The following is an 18,625-nucleotide window of genomic DNA, read 5'->3' as shown; positions in this document are numbered from 1 at the left end:
GTTAAGGAGGTCGTCCATATGAATTGGGTGTATTGGGTCAAATTATATGAAAGTAAGTTTCAAGCAGGCTGCTTGGCAAAGCGTATGGAAGAAGATTGGTGGGTTTACGGCTACGAATGCCCGAATACCGTAGAAGTGTTTCGTTCCAAGAAAGGGAGATTCGGGGTTCGTTATATTTTGTAATAGAAGGGAACTGGGATGAAGCCGACTTTTTCAATAGCCGAACCTATTACAGCGAATTATAGCGAACAGTATATATCGAATACGAACGGATTTCACTCTCATCTCCATCATGAGATCTACTATTTCCATGGCGGTTCCTGCAAATATTTAATCGGTGACCGTTTGTATGAGCTTGCGCCTGGGGATTTGATTCTAATGCATGGGATGACACTCCATTGCCCGCATGTAGCTCCAGAAGAGGTCTACAAGCGTACTACGGTGCATTTTGATGCCGACTATGCTCAAGGCTTAGCAGGACCTTCCTTTGGGATTCATTTGCTGCAGCCCTTCAAGGAGCTCCGAAATCATCGGCTTCGTCTGAGCGGACAGGAACGGGTAGAAGTGGAGAACATTCTGGAGCGGATGGTGAAGCTCGACGAGGACAAGGACAAGGACTCCTTGTCTTCTCGGCGTCTGCAGGCCGTCTTTCTCGAGCTGCTTCTTGTCATATACAGCTTATGTGAGAAGCCTATGGATGCTCTAGCTGAAGTCGTATCCGAGAAAACCTTGCATGTACAGAATATGATCACTTTTTTGGAGCAGAATTACATGGAGGATTTGCATCTGGAGCAACTGGAAGAAGCGATGCATTTAAGCAAATACTACTTGTCCAAAATTTTTAAAGAAGTAACTGGTGTTACTATATTTGACTTTCTGTATCAACGTCGAATTAACCAGGCCAAGATCTGGCTCCTCGTTGAGAAGAAGATGTCCATAACGGATATTGGGTATCAGGCAGGGTTCAAACACCCCTCCCATTTCAGCCGTATGTTCAAAAGTCTGGTAGGCAGTACACCAGAGAATTACCGTAAGAATTATTCGACACCTACTTATTCATAGCGCAGCAATGACAGTCAAATTCACCTGCTGATTTGTACAATGATATATAAGTGAATCTATTCCTTACTATGCTAGGATGATAGAGGAGGTGGGCTACACATGGATCAGGTCAGAATAGGGATTGTTGGGATAGGCAATATGGGTACGTCACATGCTAATTATTTGGCTCGCGGAGAAGTCGATGGGGCTGTACTTGCCGCTGTATGCGACGTTAGCAAGGAGCGGTTGGAATGGGCTGCCAAGCAGTGGGGAGAACGTGTGCGCACTTATGAGAGCGCTGAGGAAATGCTTGCATCAGGCACCATCGATGCCGTGTTGATTGCCAATCGTCATTTTGATCATCCAGGAACTGCGATTCTGGCTTTTGAGCAAGGTGTGCATGTATTATGTGAAAAGCCTGCCGGTGTGCACGCGATGCACGTACGGGAGATGAATATGGCTGCTGCGAAAAGCGGAACCGTGTTCTCGATGATGTACAATCAACGTACTAATCCATTATATGTAAAATTAAAGGATTTAATCACATCAGGCGAGCTCGGACAAATACGCCGTACGAATTGGATCATTACAACATGGTACCGCCCACAGAGCTATTATGATTCTGGCGGTTGGAGAGCGACTTGGGCGGGTGAAGGCGGAGGTGTATTATTGAACCAATGTCCGCATCAGTTGGATTTGTGGCAATGGGTGACGGGGCTAGAACCGAAGCGGTTGCGTGCGTTCTGTTCATTCGGCAAATACCGCGACATAGAAGTTGAAGATGATGTGACAGCTTATGTAGAATATGAGAATGGCGCTACAGGCGTGTTCATCACTACAACAGGGGAAACACCTGGAACGAATAGGTTCGAGATCGTTGGCGAGAATGGGAAGATCGTAGTAGAGGACGGCAAACTTACGTTCTGGAGACTGCGTACACCGGAGCCAGAGTTCAATCAAACGTTTAAAGGAAATTTCGGACAACCGGAGAGTTGGAAGATTGATGTGCCCGTGGGCGGTCAAGAAACAAGCCACAAGGGCATTACCCAAAACTTCGTAGATGCTATTCGCAAAGGAACTCCATTAATCGCTCCGGGAGAAGAAGGGATCAATGGATTGTTGTTATCCAATGCGATGCTTATGTCAAGCTGGACCGATAATTGGGTTAACCTTCCTATGGATGAGAAGTCCTTCTATGAGCAGTTGAATGAGCGGATTAAAACGTCGGTGTTTCGTTCATAAAAAAACGTATGGTTTGTGTTGACAGCAGATGTGTGGTTGGTGTATATTATTATTTGTCGCTGTCGAGAAGTGTTCTACAGTGTACATGTCGCGGGGTGGAGCAGCCCGGTAGCTCGTCGGGCTCATAACCCGAAGGCCGCAGGTTCAAATCCTGCCCCCGCAACCAACCCAAACATTAGAAGGGCCCTTAGCTCAGTTGGTTAGAGCGGTCGGCTCATAACCGATTGGTCGGGGGTTCGAGTCCCTCAGGGCCCACCATTAACACTTGAATACTTACTAATGAACAAGCCTGTCGAGATCTCTTAGAGATTACGGCAGGCTTTTTACTTGTTGTCCACTTGAATGCGGCTCAGCATCCATAGGTCACTAGCACCAATAGAGCGGGAGGCCTGTTTATAACAAGCCTCCCGCTCTATTGGTGCCCTGCAGCTATTCAATCCGCTTAGAATCTTGACTGCCTTCAGCAGCGGATTTAGTCGGTTTTAGTACAGGTTTATATTCTGAGCTCACATAAGTGTCTACCTTAGGTTCAACAATAACCTGTGGGTACATCTTGTTCGGATCAGGGAGGTTAGTGGTGTAATAGATCCATGCTTCACCGTTAGCCTGAAACTCAATACGATCTACACCAATTGTATATCCTGGGTTTGGTTTGGTTCCCCAGGATACCGTTACTTTGTTCACTGCTTCCGTAACCTTAGTCACTTCCATGGTCACTTCTTTATCAACAGGGGGATCAACGGGTGTAATGGGCTTATGCTCCTTCACGAACTGAATCGCTTTATGCAACATTTGCACCGACTCTCCTCGTGTAATTTCCCTTTTCGGATTGAACTTACCATCTTCCAGCTTGGCGATCTTGGCAATCAGCAAATTCTGAATGCTGCTCATTGCATCCTTCGAGATATCGCCCTCATCGGCAATTTGGATAAAGATCTTTATCATTGGGAAATCACCGTTACGGGTCATCCCTTCCCACAATAGCTGGGAGAACTGTTCACGTGTCATAATCGATTGCGGATTTACATCCTTTGGCACAGATAATCCATTTAATTGAGCTATGATAAAAGAAGGCGCATACCAGCTATCATCCGGCACATTTGTGAAATAGTCACTAGCCTTTGGCTCTTTGATAAAACGAATGTTATCAATGTTCAGTTTGAATCCCTTCACAATTAAATGAACACCCTGTGCATAAGTAACTTTACCTTTAGGAGCAAATAATTCGGCTGAGATTCCGCTAACTACTCCTGCATCACGCAAAGAGAGGATTTCCGCTTCAGCAGCATCACCTTTGATGTCTGAGAAGGCAAATACGTTGGATTGAAGAGCAACAATAAGTATTAGGGCAACAAGAATGGAAGCCCAACGCTTGGCCATGCTAAACACCTGCTTTCTATAGTTTGTATTGACGCGTCACCCTAATAACGGCCATAAGTTGGAAAAGGTTGCAAGGTGTTGGTCGAATGAGGTTCGGAAATCCTATAGTATGGGAGGTGAATACCGATGGCCAAAAAGTTCAAGAACAATAAAAGCAACAAATATAGTCATAATAATGAGTTTGCAGAAGAAGTTTTAGCAAAACACGATGAAATGCACGCAGCTATGAACAATCCTTATGGACATCCAGCGAACCGTAAAAGGCCAGGTACCAGATAACAACTACACGCCGAATGCAGAGAGATCTGCATTCGGCATTTCATTATGTAATTTGGTGTGCTGCAATTTGTTCTGTCTTATACTTGCTGTGCCGATTCTTGATTTGGACTGTAAGCAATTAGAGTGATGTCCTCTCCAATTTTTTCTTTGCATTTGCTTTCCAACTTTTCAATCTCTTGTATCAGATCCGGATGAACACTAAGGTTGGCGAAGCGGTACTTTTCATTTTCCATTCCCGCAACCCCCTTTCATATTGAATAGATGGCTTATGTTATGCATTTTTTGTATTTTTTACTCCTGTGTTTTCTTATTCCACTTGATGGAGTATTGTTAGGTTGACGTCTCCGATTAGTGCGTGTTACAATAATCCCAAGTGATTTACTATGAATTAATTCGTGTCCACCAGGCTGCTGGAGACTCTTTCCTTGTAATGCGAGGGGCAGGGTCTCTTTTTTGTAAATTACATACAGATGTGGAGAGTGAGCTTATGCCAAAAGTTGTTATTATATCAGGAAGTCCTACCCCTACGTCACGTCTTCATGGAGTAATTGATCATGTGAGAGCTCAGTTGGATGGAGCGGGTATTCAAACCGATTGGATCAAAGTAAGAGATATTCCAGCCGAGGACTTATTGTACGCCAAGTTTGATAGTGCAGCGATAGTCAACGCCAATGAGCTCGTAGCACAAGCCGATGCTGTCTTCGTAGCAACTCCTGTATACAAAGCTTCCTATACGGGAGTGCTTAAAGCTTTCCTCGATCTGCTCCCGCAGAAAGGACTTGCTAACAAAATTGTATTACCGCTCGCAGTTGGCGGAACGATCTCTCATTTGTTAGCGATTGATTATGCGCTTAAGCCGGTCTTGTCCGCTTTAGGAGCACAAAACATCCTGCAAGGGGTATTCGTTTTGGATAAACAAGTCAGTTGGGGAGAGAACGGTCAAGCCCTTTTGGATGATGAGATTACAGTGAGATTGCATCAGGCAGCAGAGGAGTTTATTCTGGAGATTGAAGAACAGCATGTACGCAAGCAGAGGACTGCAACTATATAAGGAAGACCAAAACCGCTCATGGGTGCAGTTCATATACCGGGAGTGGTTTTTTATTGATCAATCAGTTTATAATGGAACTGGATTGTAATGAAAGTATAGGAGTGTAATATTAAGTGGATGAGCGCATTAGGGACTACAGAACAAGAATTGATTCTGCATTGGAACAAGCAGATCCCATAGCAGCAGCCTTGCTGTCAGATCTTTATCAGGATTTGCAGAGGTTAGCTGAAGAGAATAATAGACTTCGCCAATTACTTGTGAAATCGGCTCAAAAGAGCAACTCGATGTCGAGTAAATTAAAGGATGCGCTGTATGAATAAGGACCTGTTAGAAGGATTGCGGAATTTGTAGGAAAATGTTTTTGAAGCGCTTTCATAATGCGACATTATTTTTGAAATCCTGGTGATATAATTAGATTACGCTTAGGTAAACTAAGCAAAATTGGAGGGGATTTCGATGAGCGACGAAGAAAACGTAGTTGGTTCAGAAGTGGAAGAGGCCGTTGTGGAAGAAGCAGAAGCTGAGATCGCTGCTACTGAAGAAGCTGCTGACGAAGCAGTAGAAGAAGCCGATGCTGAAGAAACAGCTGATGAAGCGGAGGCACAGGCAGAAGTAGCCGCTGCAGAAGAAGCGGAAGAAGCCGAAGAAGCAGCAGAAAATGAAGAAGCGCAAGAAGAAGAAACCGATTAAAGAATGATTTGCAATAATTCCCCTTCAACGTGGATCTAACTTACTTAACATCATCCGGTAACCTGTTCATTTCCATTGAATAGGTTACTTTTATTTTGCGAGGGATACAATCCATGGCGTGATTCAATAGAATCTAGTAACATTAGGATAACAAATATACATACAGAGGGATGAAGATGGCACTAATTAATAGTTTGGTTGAGGGAGAAGAAATAACTGGATTTTATTTATTGAAGCAAGCGGATGTCAAGCAGACGAATTCGAATCCTGCCAAGGATTACTTCGATATGGTGTTGGCCGACCCGAGCGGTGAAATCCCGGCTAAGCTATGGGACGTGTCCTCTACTGATAAAGAAACTTTTTTTCCGATGATGTTGGTAAAGGTTCAAGGGGTTATGCATTTGTACAGAGATAGGCCTCAGATCAAAATATTTAGAATCCGCAAAGCGGTAGACACTGATGGGTATTCTTTAACAGACTTCATACGTTCAGCGCCGATTGAATCACAAGATTTGATCAATACAATCTTTAATACTTTGTCATCGATACAGGATACTGAGATTCGAAGCGTTGTGGCATTCTGCGTATCTAAAGTGAAGGATAAATTAACTCACTATCCAGCTGCCAAAGGGGTTCACCATGCCTATTATGCTGGTCTCGCTTATCATATTGTGCGGATGTTGGAGCTGGGGGAGTTTGTTGCGAAGCAGCGTCCTTTCTTGAACCTGGATCTAATCAGGGCGGGGATTATCCTGCATGACATTGCAAAACCAGATGAGATGATTGCAGAGTTAGGCATAGTAACGGACTATAGTCTAACCGGCAAGCTCCTGGGGCATTTATCCATCGCGATGAGTTGGATCACGGAGGCGGCTATCCACTTACAGCTGGATGTGGCCTCTGAAAAAATAATCGTGCTTCAGCATCTGGTACTATCCCATCACAATAAGGGTGAGTGGGGGAGTCCGATCCAACCGCAGCTGCCTGAAGCTGTAGCGCTGCATTATATCGATACGCTGGACGCCAAGCTTCAAGCCGTTGAGGATGCTATTCAATCTTTGTCGCCATCCGAGGAATGGACACAACCGATTCGTGCGATTGATAATAAAGCGATTTACCGATTGAAATGGGCGCAGGGTGAGGCGGATAAGATTCAATCCTGATTGTCTAAATCCTCATCTGTTGTGAACGAATCCTCAATATTATCCATAATAGCCTCTATGGCATCACTGATTCCGTCTGTAGCCCCGATATTTTCTTGATCAGGCGGTGTTGGAATCCCGGCCGTCTCAAAGGCGGTCTGGTCTGTTATTTGTTTATCACTCAACTGGTTGTCTCTCCTTTGAATGGATTTCTATGATGTAGATTATCCATCGGAATGGAGGATTATCCCAAGCGTTTCAAGAGCAATTCCTATTCCCATGCCTAAACCGCGTCTCGATTTGTATGAGTGCAGTACAAGATGGAAGAAATGATTAGAAGAGCGTGGTGATAAGTCCTCCCCCTTATCGCTGCGCTCTTTGCTATGCGACTACCACAGTAGTGCGCAGACGGCCTCGAATAAAAACAAGAAGCCCAAATATCCAAATTGGATATCAGGGCTATTTTAGACCTATAGATCATTAACTTCATTTTCAGTTGAAATTATTGCAAAGCTCCCGCATCACGAACAATACGCTGTGCTTGCTCGTGATCCTCTTTGTCTAACACGACCGTCAACAAGATGTCGAAACCCGTCATCTGATTATCCGGACCTCCAGAACTCATTCCGCTTGCGCTGACGCTTGTAGCTGCCAAAATGGCGGCGTTCCGATCTGAAAAATCACCGCCAAGCGTTAAATAACCCAGACTTGGAAAATCACTATTCAGCGGGTTCATGATACGCTCATTTCCATCTCCAGGATACCCATCAATTCGATCAATGGAACTATCAACTATACGCAGTGCCTGTAATTGTTTTAATGCCTCTTCCGCTTGTTCAGGACTCTTAAAGTAAGCAAGGATGCTTGATTCCGTCATTATTAACTGCTCCCTTATAATAAATTTTCACTATTACAGTCTGGCATAATATTGTTTCAAATCCTCGAGTAAATCTGGATTGTTATTCCCATTTATTTCAGCATCCATGTTCTCGTTATTTTCGGTTTCTTCGCTAGCTCTAAGGTCGAATTGACCGATAACAGAGGCTGCAACAAATTCTGCATTCACGCTGTAATGTTTAAATAATGACAATAAATCTTCAAGATTTCTGTGATTTGCTAATATTTCTGACAATCGATTCAATGTTTTTCTCCTTCGAATGTGATTTTCATAAGTCCTGCATGCATAACTCCCTCACAAAGAAACAACAACATTTATTTTCTTCATCAGACTTGAACTTTATTCATAAAGCTTTACCAAGTTGTCAATAATAATTCGCACGCTTTAGTTTAGATGGTAAGTAATACCATAAAAAGCTTATAATTCTACCTAGTTAATATGAAAATACAGGTGAAAATAAATTTGAAAAAACAGTGCCTTCAAGAAGAACTTGAGAGATTGAAAGTACAATTAAATAACTTAGTAAATGAAGGGAAAAGTCTTGTTGATCCTGATGTTGTTGCAATAAGTCAGAGGATAGATCGCGTTATCCTTCGTTTTTATAGGTAATAGGCTTGTGTTGAGACTGTGATACTTTTACCATAATTGGCTGATTTTGCGTTTGTTTAAAAATCCGGCCATTTTCGCGATTATTCTATAGGGTCATGAGTGGATTTGTATGGCTCTTGGATATGTATCAGTTACCTTTCTAGTTAATCTCGCATTCTCTATAGTAACTTATAGGAAATCGAGGTGATTGATATGTCTGGCATAATAACTGATGTTGTAAAAATTGTGTTTAGACGCAGCAGAATAACTGGACGCAGAATTATTATAGCTGTCCGAGTATTTGGCAGTGCTAGACCGTGTAACCGATTCTTATTCATCGGCAGACGTGTGTTTTTTGCTGAACGCTGTCTTTTGAGGAACGGATTCCGTATTGTGTCATCTAGACGGAATGTCCTGGTTTTTGTGCGAAGGTTCATTTTTTAAGTATCCATCTTTTAAAAGGTCAGGATAATTTTTCCTGATCTTTTTTTATTCAATAACCACGAAAGCATCCTGAATAAATAGAGATTTACGCTGAACCCGAGAAGGAATAACAAATTTAGTTAAGGGAAATAATTAACGTAGTTTTTCACCATGCAAAAAAAGAGGATCAACTTGGAGCTTAACGCTTAGCTAAGGAATGAATAATATGATTGGGGTGAAGCATCTGAATGCAAAAGGATTTGGGATAGGTTTCCTTCTCCTGTTCTTATGTTGCGCTTCAGCAGCGGTTGCAGCAGATTCTGAGGAAGACCAAGAAATCCGCGCTTTTTTACAAAGGTTATATGAAACAAGAGCACATCTTTTGTTGCATACAGATGTAAGTCTCTTGTCCGAGTATTACATGGATAATGAAAAAATGAGTAAGTACGCGAAGGATCGAGAGCTTGCACGTAGCAAATATATTCAAAAATGGGCCGAATTAAGACATATCCAGTTTAGTTCCGCACAAAATTCAATCCGTGTCACCCGCCTCAAAAAAGAAGGGGCCATGATCCGTGTTTCTGTCATTCAATCTCTAAATTTATCTTATCAGTACGATCAGAAGGAAATGGAGCCGCAACATTTTGGAGTTGGGACCCGTCATGCGTTGAAACTGGAAAAGAGAGGAGATCAATGGTTCGTTCGAAGCGAGTGGTATTCTGATCCATTTGACGAAAATCCAGATCTTATTCCAACCATGGAGGGGAAAGAAAACGACGATACCTATGCCGTGCCGGAACATATCGAGACATCCGTAGCTGACGATTCTACAATAAAATCTCGCCTACGTTTCAATCGGGAGCAAGCGGTTGCTTATGCAAATAAATATGCGGGTGCTGCATGGGGAGCGGGGAACGACAATCGTTATAACAGCAAATACCGGGATTACACCAGCTTGGGAGGGGACTGTACCAATTTTGCATCACAGGTAATTGGTGACCCGGTAGATGGCGGAGGCTTGAACATGACTAGAGGGTGGCGGTATTGGAATAAATCAGGTGGAAGCCACACTTGGTTGAATACCGACAAATTTAAAGATTTTCTTCTGAATAGCGGATATGGTCGTCTCGTTAGTAAAGGGACCTATAAGCAAATTATGAATTCATCGGATAAGTATCCAGAAGGAGCCATTCGAAGCCTTCAGCCTGGGGATTTAATCGCATATGAATTGTCGGGAGACGTGGATCATTTTGCAGTCTTCGTCGGCTTGGACGATAAGGGCTATCCTTTGGTAAATTGCCATACCGCAGACCGGTTCCGTGTTCCTTTCGATTTGGGATGGGACCTAAATACCAAGTATTTGTTGATTCATATACAAGATTAGTTGGAATCACAACGCACATAACCGACAGCTACCGCTAATACAATGGAAAAAGGGGTAGGACAAGATCGGTGATGAGGTGAAGTTGTGAGTTCAGGCACGCTGATTAAACATATGCTATACCGATCGGGTATTTTATTGTTGGTTAAACTTTTAGGGATACTTGCACGAATACCTCTTATCCGTTTTTTGGGTCCGGAAGGAACTGGATTATATCAGATGGCCTACGCGTTTTTTGGGTTTAGCTTAACGCTTACTTCTGGAGGTTTGCCCACCGCGCTTGCGCTAACTACTGCCCAAAACCATTCACTTGGATGGCGTTTATTTAAGATTCTGGCTGCGTTCCTCGTATTGTTCGGGATCGCAGTAGGCTTGATTTGTTTTCAGCTATCGGGCGACTTAGCCCGTTATCTCGGTAATGAACAGCTTGAGTTTTCAATTCGCTGCGTAGCACCAGCGATTTGTATCGTTCCGTTTCTCAGCCTACTTCGGGGATTTATGCAGGGTAGGGACCATCATGTTCCGATTGCGTTCTCCGAATTGATAGAGCAAGCGGTTCGCCTATCCGTAATGGCTATCCTAGTTTACTTATGGTTCCCGTATGGGCAGTCTTATGCAGTTGGCGGAGCTATGCTTGCACCATTCGCCGGAGCAGTCGCCGCGCTCTGTTATTTACTAATATTGGTTAAAGCATTTCCCGTGCATGAGTTAGGCGGCTTGACTAATGGGAACCAGAGTAAAGGCGGCCGTAAGGAAATTGAATTGTTTTTATATTCTTCTCTTTCGGTCTCCGCTGCTCGTTTCATCATTCCCCTTTCTGATTTTCTAGATGCCTATATCGTTCCTCAGCGATTGCAATCTTCGGGATACAGTCAATCTGAAGCGGTTTCTATTTTCGGGGAGCTTACGGGTATGGGAGGGCTGGTCGTCTATATGCCCACTCTCGTGACAACTGCGTTGGCCTATACTTTATCAACCAAGCTTGTGTCCGATTGGACAGAAGGCAGGAGGAAAACGTTTATAAGCCGGTCCGAATTTGCTCTGCGATTATGCTGGATATGGGGCATCGTCTCCTCCTGCTTCTTATTTATGTTCGCTGACGCACTGTCAAGCCTTTTCTTTTCCGACCTTTCGGCTGCAAAAGCTATCCGATGTATGGCGGTGGTTCCAGTGATTGCCGGATTCCGAGAACTAACTACAGTCATCTTATGGGCAAGAGGCAATAAACGGCAGCCTCTTTTTGGAATGGTAGCGGCGATCGTCATATCGGCGCTTTGCAATTTCTATTTAATCGGGATTCCAGGATTCGGTTACACAGGTGCAATAATTGGCCTGCTTATATTGGAAACAGTTGCTGCATTATGGAATTTGTCGGTGTTGGGAATTACATATCGAATAAGGGTCCCCATGAGACCCGCATTTTTTGAAACCGTACAATTATTGGTATACATATCAATCATCTTGTTTGGGGTACATTTTATTTTATCCGGGCTTCATGTAGGACGATCTTTCCTTGATATCATTAAAATGGTTTTGGCGTATGCCGTTGCGGGAGTTTTTTTGGGAAATAAGGTATTCAAATAAAAGATGATATGAATGAAAGTCAATAAAGGGAGCTGTCTCAAGTGGCCCGAATCCGTCTTTAGCTTAAGGGCAAGTCTTTATCCCGAACTTATTATTTACAAAGGCTCTTGTCTAACACACATTTTTACCATTGCTAATAATATACCATGTGTATAATTAAACTCATGGGAGGTATTACTCATTTGAGTAAACAAATATCAAGGAAGAGTAAAGTAACAAGAAGGCAGACGCATGTACATGAATTTGAAGGCAGTACTAAATTAGCAGAACAAGGCGCGGATAGACATAATCATCGTTTTGCAGGTGTTACCGGTCAAGTGATACGAGTAGGTAACAGTCATATCCATGAAATAGACCTTACGAACACCGACTTTTTGAACCATTTTCATAATCTCAAAAAAATAAGAACCGGGCGTGCAATTTCTGTTGGCAATGGCAAGCATGTACACTTTGTAAAAGGAATGACTACACTAAATGATGGCCACGTACATCAGTTTAATTTCGCTACGTTAATTCAACAACCTCTTGTATAAGTTGAACAAGATCCATTTAATATATTCCAATTCAAAAATCCTTTAGCAATAATGAGACGAGGTGCAAAACCTTCGGGCACGAACAAACAGCCCCTATACTTCTAGGGGCTGTTTAAATATGATTCCTGACAACCAAGCATATTTCCTCAGCAAGAGGCTAACGTATCCGTGTCTTTACCGGGGCACCATGTGCTTAGATCAGAAATCTGCATCTACAGCTGCGATTTCTAAAGAGGTTGCCGATACTGCGATTTCCAAAGAGGTTGCCAATACTGCGGTTGCATATACTGCGATTTCCACTGCGGTTGCCGATACTGCGATTTCCACTGCGATTTCCACTGCGGTTGCCGTGACTGCGGTTTTCACTGCGATTGTCGTGACTGCGGTTTCCACTGCGGTTGACGTTACTGCGGTTTCCACTGCGGTTGACGTTACTGCGGTTTCCACTCCGGTTACATTTATTACGTTTTCTTTTTCTTTTAGTACTGCTAGTATAAACTTCCATCTCCAAAACTACCTCCCATAACTAAAGATATTGTAAAGTATGAGAGAGCGATTCGATTAGACATGGACAAGGGTTGATATTCGATAAATCAAGCTCTTATCCCCTCACTGAAAGAGGCGCTATTAAGACTGGAAAGAATTACTAGTTATGCCTAAGCGCAAAATAACCAATTAATAAAGCATGGATCAAATTTTCTGATATGATTTCATATAAAAATTAATTGTTTTTCCATCGATTCGCTCCTGCCCGGAAAGTATGTTTGATACTGTGACTGAACATCTTAATGAGTGTTCACCATTAACCAAACTAAAGACGGGAGCTGAGTTGATTGAACAAGAAAACGATCGGGTTGGCGCTTCTCACTTCACTTCTAGCCTTGTCGGCGGCCGGATGTACTGCTCGTCACGACGGAGCAAGAACGAACAACTACCGTCCGTTACAACACGGCACGAGTCCCAATCAGGATATGCGTATCGATGGCTTGACCGGTTACCATCGGGATGGCATACACCGCATGAGCGATTATAGGAATCCAACTGGCATGACCGGCACCAACCCCGGAACAACTGGTACTGATTTGTCGGGCGGCATGCACAACAATACGAGGATGGAAGCCGCGCATGACGTTGCGAATCATTTAGCCAGCGTAGAGCCGATCAAATCCGCCAATGTACTGCTGACGGACCATAGCGCATATGTTGCAGTTTCGACGAGAAACGGCGAAGATGTGGAAGGTAAAAACGAAGTGAAGACGCGTATCGCGGATGAGGTGAAAAAGATGCATCCGAACATCAAGAATGTATATGTTTCCGCAAATCCCGATTTCGTTGGAAGAGTCAATGGTTATATGCAAGATCTTCATGCGGGCAAGCCGGTTTCTGGCTTCATTAATGAATTCAACACAATGGCGAAACGCGTGTTCCCGACCAATGCAGCCCCTTCCCCGGCTACTCGGTAACAAATGGTTTAATTGGAGAAGCAATCTGATATTGCAGGAGCAAAGGTTCAGCTCCGAATTCCGTCATTTGGTGATAAATTATTAATAGGCGTTTGCTATCTTTTCCAGATAGCCAACGTCTTTTTTTGCCCACTGAAATATAAAATAAAAAAAGAAGCCTTATATATCAAGGCTTCTCGGTGATGACCTGTAGTGGGCTCGAACCACTGACCCCCACCCTGTCAAGATGGTGCTCTCCCAGCTGAGCTAACAAGTCACAATAGGATATTTTTTGGGAACGTTTCTTATAATACCAACAATTATGCAGGATGTCAACCAAACAAATCACTTATTTATAGAATCTACTAATCTGGGCATTTGTCGAATAATATTAGTATTTGCCAAACAGAGACTTTGAGTCTAGTTTGACAGCATGCGATTCTGTTCAGTATGTGGAAAGCAACCTAATATCCTGCGAAAATAGGTCAGAAGTCTGCGTTATCACATTTTTTTTTGCTTGTCAGCGGGGAGAAAGAAGGATTTGTTTACTGCATTGTCGAACGTAACAATGTTACTAAATCATGCCACATGCAAAATAATAACATCTTATAGAGGCTGAGGGGTAAGAGAATGCGAAGAGGATTTCTACATAACACGGTATTGGATCAGGAGCAACGAGCAGTCAAGCTTTTCTTGATTCTCTATTATTTACTGCAAGTGATTTTCGATTATCTTTATTACTATGTATTTCCAAATTTCACAGACGATGCAATTGGCTTTAACGAAGGCGGATTAGGATATGGATTGTATGGCATTGAACTAGCTTTACTTCCGCTCGCGATTTATTGGATTCGTGGGAAAAATCCTTTTCCAATCAAGTATGTATATCTAGCAGTTTTCTTATCAGCTACAATGATCAACGAACTGATGATCTATTGGGGTACAGCGCATGAATATCAAAGTGGCAATATTGGGGATGTCTTACTATTAATCTTTACCCCAATTTTCTTGAACAGGCGTTATTTCTTTATAGTGTTGGCTGGAATTGTTCTGAAGTATGCCATATTAGGAACACTTTTACACACAGGATTAGTTATTATACCGATTTCGCTTGCTATTGTGATCGGATCGGTTGCTTACATTCTATTGAATCGATTTCTTGACTATGTACGTGCGGTACGGGACTCTTATAGCTCTCAGATTGAAGAAATCGTCAAAGGTATTGTAGCGACACTCGAGCTGAAGGATCCTTATACGCGGGGGCATAGTGAGCGTGTTGCACATTTCTCCTTGTTGCTTGCACATCGCATGGGAAAATTCTCAGAAGATGAATTAAAAACATTCTACTACGCCTGCCTCCTGCATGATGTAGGGAAAGTGAACATTCCTGATTACATACTGACGAAGCCAACTACTCTGACAGAAGAGGAATACGACATTATTAAAACGCACCCGGTTGTAGGTGCAAACGCTATGAAAGGCATTGAGGGACTGAGAGACAGCGTAGATGTAATCTTACATCATCATGAACATTGGGATGGGAATGGCTACCCGGATCAGTTGATGGGAGATGAAATTCCTGTTCTAGCCAGGATCACTTCTGTGGCCGATGCGTTCGACGCAATGACTACTATGCGCTCCTATCGGGATGCGTTACCTGTAGACGAAGCTTATAAACGAATTATTATTGGAAAAGGGAAACAGTTTGATCCTCAAGTAGTAGAAGCTTTTCAAGAAATCTTTCCTCTTTGGGTTGATTACATTCAGAATCGGGACCGAATGACTGCAGCTATGCAGGTTGCTTCTACTGCTGCAATTTAGACGGGATTTGGATAAGGATAGTAAAGGAGGTGAGATCTATGTGCTGGTGGTGTTGGTGGAAGCCTTAAGCCTTGACTTATCGAAGAGGGGATGCCGATAATCGGCACCCCTTTTTTTTTATAAATATGAAATTTTACTTCCATTGAAACTTCTCGATTATTTAGCGGTCTGAAGCCATGCGGATTGAATCTAGTTGCAATAAAGAAATGATATAGAGTATACCGTTACTGTCCGGATTCTGGAGGGTTTTCTTATTCTTTTTTAGTTTTACTGGCTTGATACAAGTTGTCGGACTGTTCCATTAGCTTGAAATCCAACGAAGTTATCCCGCCTGCACTCCATGTAGTGACACTCAAAGTGACGAGTTTGTAATCGATGGCTATCATAGGATGGTGCTGCATGCTCTCAGCAGCTTGGGCCACTGCAGTGACGAAGAGAATGCCGTCCATATAAGCTTGGAATCGGAACTTCTTAACTAACCATTTCTGATCCTTGCGCTCCCAGCCTGGAAACAACTCTAGCTGCTTAAGCAGCTCATCGTCTTGTAATCGATCCATTTTAACCTCTCCCATTCTTTTTATAATTTAGTATTGTATGCTTTAACTAGATAAACGGCGCCGTCCTTCGAAGGACGACGCCGTTGTTCTTTCACATCTGTTATGCTACTACAATCTTGCTTTTCATAGTTACATGACCGTCGCCGCAAGGAACGGAGCATACGATACTGTAAGTGCCCGCTTTGTCAAAAGTAACTTCCTTGGACATTTCTTTACCGCCTAATTCAATACTGAGACCTTGACCTTCAATCTCAACACCATGTTTACCTTCTTTGTTAGTGAGAACAACTTTAAGCTTTTCTCCCACGGCTACCTTGTATTCTGCTTGGTCGAATTGAAAGTTGGAGGCTACCAGCTTCAATTGTTTCACCCCATCAGCAGCAGCTAATTCGTCTTCGGACTTCTCAGGTGCGGCAGTTACAGCCAGAAAGATCAAGCCGAATGCGCAAGCGCCGAAAAATAATACGGACATTAACCATTTATACATATGGAACCCCTCCTCGTCGAAATGTCACTTAAAGAATTATACGATACTTTTAGAGCAGAATCTATTCAACTAAGCTTTATGTTTATGACAAATCATTGAACAAACCGAACCAATCTTGATAGAATGCCCACTAATTTGTCCCCATCTTTTTCCATAATCGAACATAGACCATTAGTGCACTTGTCAATGGATGGATAGAATGATTATTCTAGGCGAATGCTCAATTTCTCGTGAATCTGGGTATTTACCGTGTTCCATCTAGGTGCATCCCCATAGACTGTTGATGTATCGTACGATAAGGGAGGTGGATTTATGGAAAACATGCAAAAACCTGCAGTGAGCCCAGCCGCCATGCAAGCCCCATTCCCATCTGTTATGTCAGCTCAAAACATGCCTCTGACTATGCCTATGAGTAATATGCCTCATACTATGCCTATGAGCAATATGCCGCAACATGTATCCCCTGCACACGGCAACGTTCATATTAAACAAATGCCAGTTGCGGGAGCATATGATCACGGGCCTTGCCACCATCCGTGCTCGAACACAAGCATCATTCTTGTCTTGTTCATCCTGCTTGTGATTGTTACACGCGGGAAGTGTTAAAGAGTAACCCATGTAAACATGTGATCGGAGGACGGCCCAGCCGTTCTCCTTTTGTACTTCTAGAGCAGAGGAGGAACAGTTCGCGTGAGTGCAAAGAAGAACCATTCACACAAGAAGCATACTCCCGCAATAAGCTTTCATCCCAAGATGGGAAAGTCGCTTCGTCATTATCTGCAATGGACTAAGCATGCGGCGAAAGCGAGTTCTAATGTAAAAGTCATCATAGAATTTGGCAAGCATCCATCTTCGAAGCTTCTCCAAGGGCTGCAGTCTAAAGTAACAAGTCAGCCTCATCACTTCCGGGTTCGCCGCAAATTACACGTGATTCGATCTGTGGCCGCTCATGTGCATGCGCGTTGCTTGCACAAGCTGTGCTGCCACGGTTCCGTGAAGCATGTACATCTGGATCGGAAGCTGCGTATTAGCTTAAATGTAGCTACACCTTCCATTGGTTCTACTGCTTTACAAAGAAAAGGGCTAACCGGGAAAGGAATTACAATCGCAATCATTGACACAGGAGTGTTCAAACATCCTGATCTCATCAAACCAATAAATCGAATTGCTGCATTCCGTGATTTCGTTGGGAGGAGAAAGCAACCCTATGACAATAACGGTCATGGAACTCATGTTGCAGGTGATGCAGCCGGGAATGGATTAAGTTCGGGCGGAAAGTTTAAAGGACCTGCTCCGCGCGCCCGTCTGGTTGTAGCTAAAGCATTCGATCGTAGAGGCTCGGCCGATACATCCAATGTAATTGCAGCCTTGGATTGGATTCTGCGGACCAAGAAACGATTTGGAACTCGCATCGTGAATATGTCATTCGGGGCGCCTGGAGCGACGAATTGCAATACAGACCCTTTGTGCAAGGCAGCGACTCGAGCGTGGAATGCGGGTCTTGTAGTGGTCGCTGCTGCTGGCAACGAGGGGCCGGGTAGAAGTACAATTGACACGCCTGGCATTAATCCGAGAATTATTACGGTTGGGGCTGCAAATGATCGTGGAACCCTCCGACAAACTGACGATACGATTGCACCGTTCTCGAGTCGAGGCCCTGTTGCGGGGGGAGGGGTGAAGCCCGATCTGGTTGCACCAGGGGTCAATATCATTTCCTTGCGCGCACCAGGTTCATTCCTGGATGTGAATGAACCTTCCAGCCGGGTAGGGAAAAGCTATTTCCGCATGTCCGGAACCAGCATGTCTACCCCTATTGTTGCAGGTGCAATTGCTCAACTGCTGCAAAAGAATCCAAGATTATCCCCGAGGCAAATTAAAGCTCTCTTGAAGAGGAGGGTTGTCAGGCTGCGTAATGCAGGATCGAATGCGCAAGGCAGCGGAGAAATTAACGTGACATTCGCTATCAAATCACAGATCAAAAGGGAGAAAAAGTAATTGTCAGTTCATCCAACACGTGCTAATATGTTGTAAATAAGTGGGAGGGCTTCTAGGGATCCGAAGCGCGCATCAATCATGATGCAGACGC

The 18,625-nt window shown here is 43.6% G+C and carries 24 protein-coding genes and 3 tRNA genes; 18 read left to right on the top strand and 9 right to left on the bottom strand.

All coding sequences use genetic code 11. The features are described from left to right. The first annotated feature begins 18 nt into the window (after positions 1-18). The 5 genes from AC58QD_RS12280 (at position 19) to AC58QD_RS12260 (ending at position 2,541) form a co-directional block, all read left to right on the top strand. Entirely contained in the window at positions 19-183 is a 165-nt protein-coding gene (locus AC58QD_RS12280; protein WP_497333517.1) for a hypothetical protein, read from the top strand. Positions 184-198: 15 nt separating this feature from the next. Continuing rightward, positions 199-1,062, top strand: coding sequence for a helix-turn-helix transcriptional regulator (locus AC58QD_RS12275; RefSeq protein ID WP_497333515.1), 864 nt, complete (start codon positions 199-201; stop codon positions 1,060-1,062). 99 nt (positions 1,063-1,161) lie between these two features. After that, complete coding sequence (locus AC58QD_RS12270; RefSeq protein WP_497333513.1) at positions 1,162-2,283, top strand: Gfo/Idh/MocA family protein; 1,122 nt, start codon at positions 1,162-1,164, stop codon at positions 2,281-2,283. An 89-nt stretch (positions 2,284-2,372) separates the two neighbouring features. After that, positions 2,373-2,449: transfer RNA gene (locus AC58QD_RS12265), tRNA-Met, on the top strand. A gap of 15 nt (positions 2,450-2,464) precedes the next feature. Further along, a tRNA-Ile gene (locus AC58QD_RS12260) sits at positions 2,465-2,541 on the top strand. 171 nt (positions 2,542-2,712) lie between these two features. Here AC58QD_RS12260 and AC58QD_RS12255 read toward each other — a convergent pair. Next, positions 2,713-3,663 carry an S-layer homology domain-containing protein gene (locus AC58QD_RS12255; protein WP_497333511.1) on the bottom strand — a complete coding sequence of 317 codons (951 nt, stop codon included), beginning with the start codon at positions 3,661-3,663 and terminating at the stop codon, positions 2,713-2,715. Between the two features lie 126 nt (positions 3,664-3,789). Between AC58QD_RS12255 and AC58QD_RS12250 the strand changes: the two genes are divergently transcribed. After that, positions 3,790-3,942 (top strand): hypothetical protein, encoded by a 153-nt coding sequence (locus AC58QD_RS12250; RefSeq protein ID WP_497333509.1) that lies wholly within the window; start codon positions 3,790-3,792, stop codon positions 3,940-3,942. A gap of 77 nt (positions 3,943-4,019) precedes the next feature. Here AC58QD_RS12250 and AC58QD_RS12245 read toward each other — a convergent pair whose 3' ends face one another. Then, on the bottom strand, positions 4,020-4,175 hold the full coding sequence (locus tag AC58QD_RS12245) for a hypothetical protein (RefSeq protein ID WP_497333507.1): 156 nt from the start codon (positions 4,173-4,175) through the stop codon (positions 4,020-4,022). A 254-nt stretch (positions 4,176-4,429) separates the two neighbouring features. On the opposite strand from AC58QD_RS12245, the gene ssuE reads away from it, so the two are divergent. The 4 genes from ssuE to AC58QD_RS12225 all read left to right on the top strand — a co-directional run bounded on the left by ssuE (position 4,430) and on the right by AC58QD_RS12225 (position 6,846). Then, a complete protein-coding gene (gene ssuE / locus AC58QD_RS12240; RefSeq protein ID WP_497333505.1) occupies positions 4,430-4,993 on the top strand; it encodes an NADPH-dependent FMN reductase in 564 nt (187 codons plus the stop codon). Positions 4,994-5,106: 113 nt separating this feature from the next. After that, the gene (locus AC58QD_RS12235; RefSeq protein WP_497333503.1) at positions 5,107-5,313 is read left to right on the top strand and encodes a hypothetical protein; all 207 of its coding nucleotides are present in this window, start codon (positions 5,107-5,109) and stop codon (positions 5,311-5,313) included. Between the two features lie 136 nt (positions 5,314-5,449). Continuing rightward, positions 5,450-5,683: a hypothetical protein gene (locus AC58QD_RS12230; protein WP_497333501.1), complete on the top strand. Its 234-nt coding sequence runs from the start codon at positions 5,450-5,452 to the stop codon at positions 5,681-5,683. 176 nt (positions 5,684-5,859) lie between these two features. Continuing rightward, complete coding sequence (locus AC58QD_RS12225; protein ID WP_497333499.1) at positions 5,860-6,846, top strand: 3'-5' exoribonuclease YhaM family protein; 987 nt, start codon at positions 5,860-5,862, stop codon at positions 6,844-6,846. Here the strand turns inward: AC58QD_RS12225 and AC58QD_RS12220 are convergent. The 3 genes from AC58QD_RS12220 to AC58QD_RS12210 form a co-directional block, all read right to left on the bottom strand. Beyond that, positions 6,837-7,010 carry a hypothetical protein gene (locus AC58QD_RS12220; RefSeq protein ID WP_497333497.1) on the bottom strand — a complete coding sequence of 58 codons (174 nt, stop codon included), beginning with the start codon at positions 7,008-7,010 and terminating at the stop codon, positions 6,837-6,839. The two genes, AC58QD_RS12225 and AC58QD_RS12220, sit on opposite strands and share 10 nt — an antisense overlap. A gap of 317 nt (positions 7,011-7,327) precedes the next feature. After that, on the bottom strand, positions 7,328-7,702 hold the full coding sequence (locus tag AC58QD_RS12215; RefSeq protein WP_497333495.1) for a hypothetical protein: 375 nt from the start codon (positions 7,700-7,702) through the stop codon (positions 7,328-7,330). Positions 7,703-7,735: 33 nt separating this feature from the next. Beyond that, positions 7,736-7,966, bottom strand: coding sequence for a hypothetical protein (locus AC58QD_RS12210; protein WP_497333493.1), 231 nt, complete (start codon positions 7,964-7,966; stop codon positions 7,736-7,738). Positions 7,967-8,161: 195 nt separating this feature from the next. On the opposite strand from AC58QD_RS12210, the gene AC58QD_RS12205 reads away from it, so the two are divergent. The 4 genes from AC58QD_RS12205 to AC58QD_RS12190 all read left to right on the top strand — a co-directional run bounded on the left by AC58QD_RS12205 (position 8,162) and on the right by AC58QD_RS12190 (position 12,232). Beyond that, on the top strand, positions 8,162-8,332 hold the full coding sequence (locus AC58QD_RS12205; RefSeq protein WP_497333491.1) for a Spo0E family sporulation regulatory protein-aspartic acid phosphatase: 171 nt from the start codon (positions 8,162-8,164) through the stop codon (positions 8,330-8,332). Between the two features lie 628 nt (positions 8,333-8,960). Then, complete coding sequence (locus AC58QD_RS12200; protein ID WP_497333489.1) at positions 8,961-10,118, top strand: amidase domain-containing protein; 1,158 nt, start codon at positions 8,961-8,963, stop codon at positions 10,116-10,118. Between the two features lie 84 nt (positions 10,119-10,202). Further along, a complete protein-coding gene (locus AC58QD_RS12195; protein ID WP_497333487.1) occupies positions 10,203-11,699 on the top strand; it encodes an oligosaccharide flippase family protein in 1,497 nt (498 codons plus the stop codon). Positions 11,700-11,863: 164 nt separating this feature from the next. Further along, positions 11,864-12,232, top strand: a complete 369-nt coding sequence (locus AC58QD_RS12190) for a YmaF family protein (RefSeq protein WP_497333485.1) — start codon at positions 11,864-11,866, stop codon at positions 12,230-12,232. 198 nt (positions 12,233-12,430) lie between these two features. On the opposite strand, the gene AC58QD_RS12185 is transcribed toward AC58QD_RS12190, so the two are convergent. After that, a complete protein-coding gene (locus AC58QD_RS12185; protein ID WP_497333483.1) occupies positions 12,431-12,679 on the bottom strand; it encodes a hypothetical protein in 249 nt (82 codons plus the stop codon). Positions 12,680-13,065: 386 nt separating this feature from the next. Between AC58QD_RS12185 and AC58QD_RS12180 the strand changes: the two genes are divergently transcribed. Continuing rightward, on the top strand, positions 13,066-13,695 hold the full coding sequence (locus AC58QD_RS12180; RefSeq protein WP_497333481.1) for a YhcN/YlaJ family sporulation lipoprotein: 630 nt from the start codon (positions 13,066-13,068) through the stop codon (positions 13,693-13,695). Positions 13,696-13,878: 183 nt separating this feature from the next. Here AC58QD_RS12180 and AC58QD_RS12175 read toward each other — a convergent pair. Beyond that, positions 13,879-13,951: transfer RNA gene (locus AC58QD_RS12175), tRNA-Val, on the bottom strand. Between the two features lie 353 nt (positions 13,952-14,304). On the opposite strand from AC58QD_RS12175, the gene AC58QD_RS12170 reads away from it, so the two are divergent. Then, positions 14,305-15,495, top strand: a complete 1,191-nt coding sequence (locus AC58QD_RS12170) for an HD-GYP domain-containing protein (RefSeq protein ID WP_497333479.1) — start codon at positions 14,305-14,307, stop codon at positions 15,493-15,495. 251 nt (positions 15,496-15,746) lie between these two features. On the opposite strand, the gene AC58QD_RS12165 is transcribed toward AC58QD_RS12170, so the two are convergent. Together AC58QD_RS12165 and AC58QD_RS12160 are read right to left on the bottom strand one after the other, a co-directional pair. Then, a complete protein-coding gene (locus AC58QD_RS12165; RefSeq protein WP_497333477.1) occupies positions 15,747-16,052 on the bottom strand; it encodes a 4a-hydroxytetrahydrobiopterin dehydratase in 306 nt (101 codons plus the stop codon). A gap of 100 nt (positions 16,053-16,152) precedes the next feature. After that, positions 16,153-16,539, bottom strand: coding sequence for a plastocyanin/azurin family copper-binding protein (locus tag AC58QD_RS12160; RefSeq protein ID WP_497333475.1), 387 nt, complete (start codon positions 16,537-16,539; stop codon positions 16,153-16,155). Between the two features lie 312 nt (positions 16,540-16,851). Between AC58QD_RS12160 and AC58QD_RS12155 the strand changes: the two genes are divergently transcribed. Further along, positions 16,852-17,145: a hypothetical protein gene (locus AC58QD_RS12155; RefSeq protein ID WP_497333473.1), complete on the top strand. Its 294-nt coding sequence runs from the start codon at positions 16,852-16,854 to the stop codon at positions 17,143-17,145. 84 nt (positions 17,146-17,229) lie between these two features. Then, positions 17,230-18,534, top strand: coding sequence for a S8 family peptidase (locus AC58QD_RS12150; RefSeq protein WP_497333471.1), 1,305 nt, complete (start codon positions 17,230-17,232; stop codon positions 18,532-18,534). The last annotated feature ends 91 nt before the right edge of the window (positions 18,535-18,625 follow it).

Source organism: Paenibacillus sp. J2R1T-4, assembly GCF_059692235.1.
Note: the sequence above shows the minus strand (reverse complement) of the source record. Positions and strands in the feature narration are given on the sequence as shown.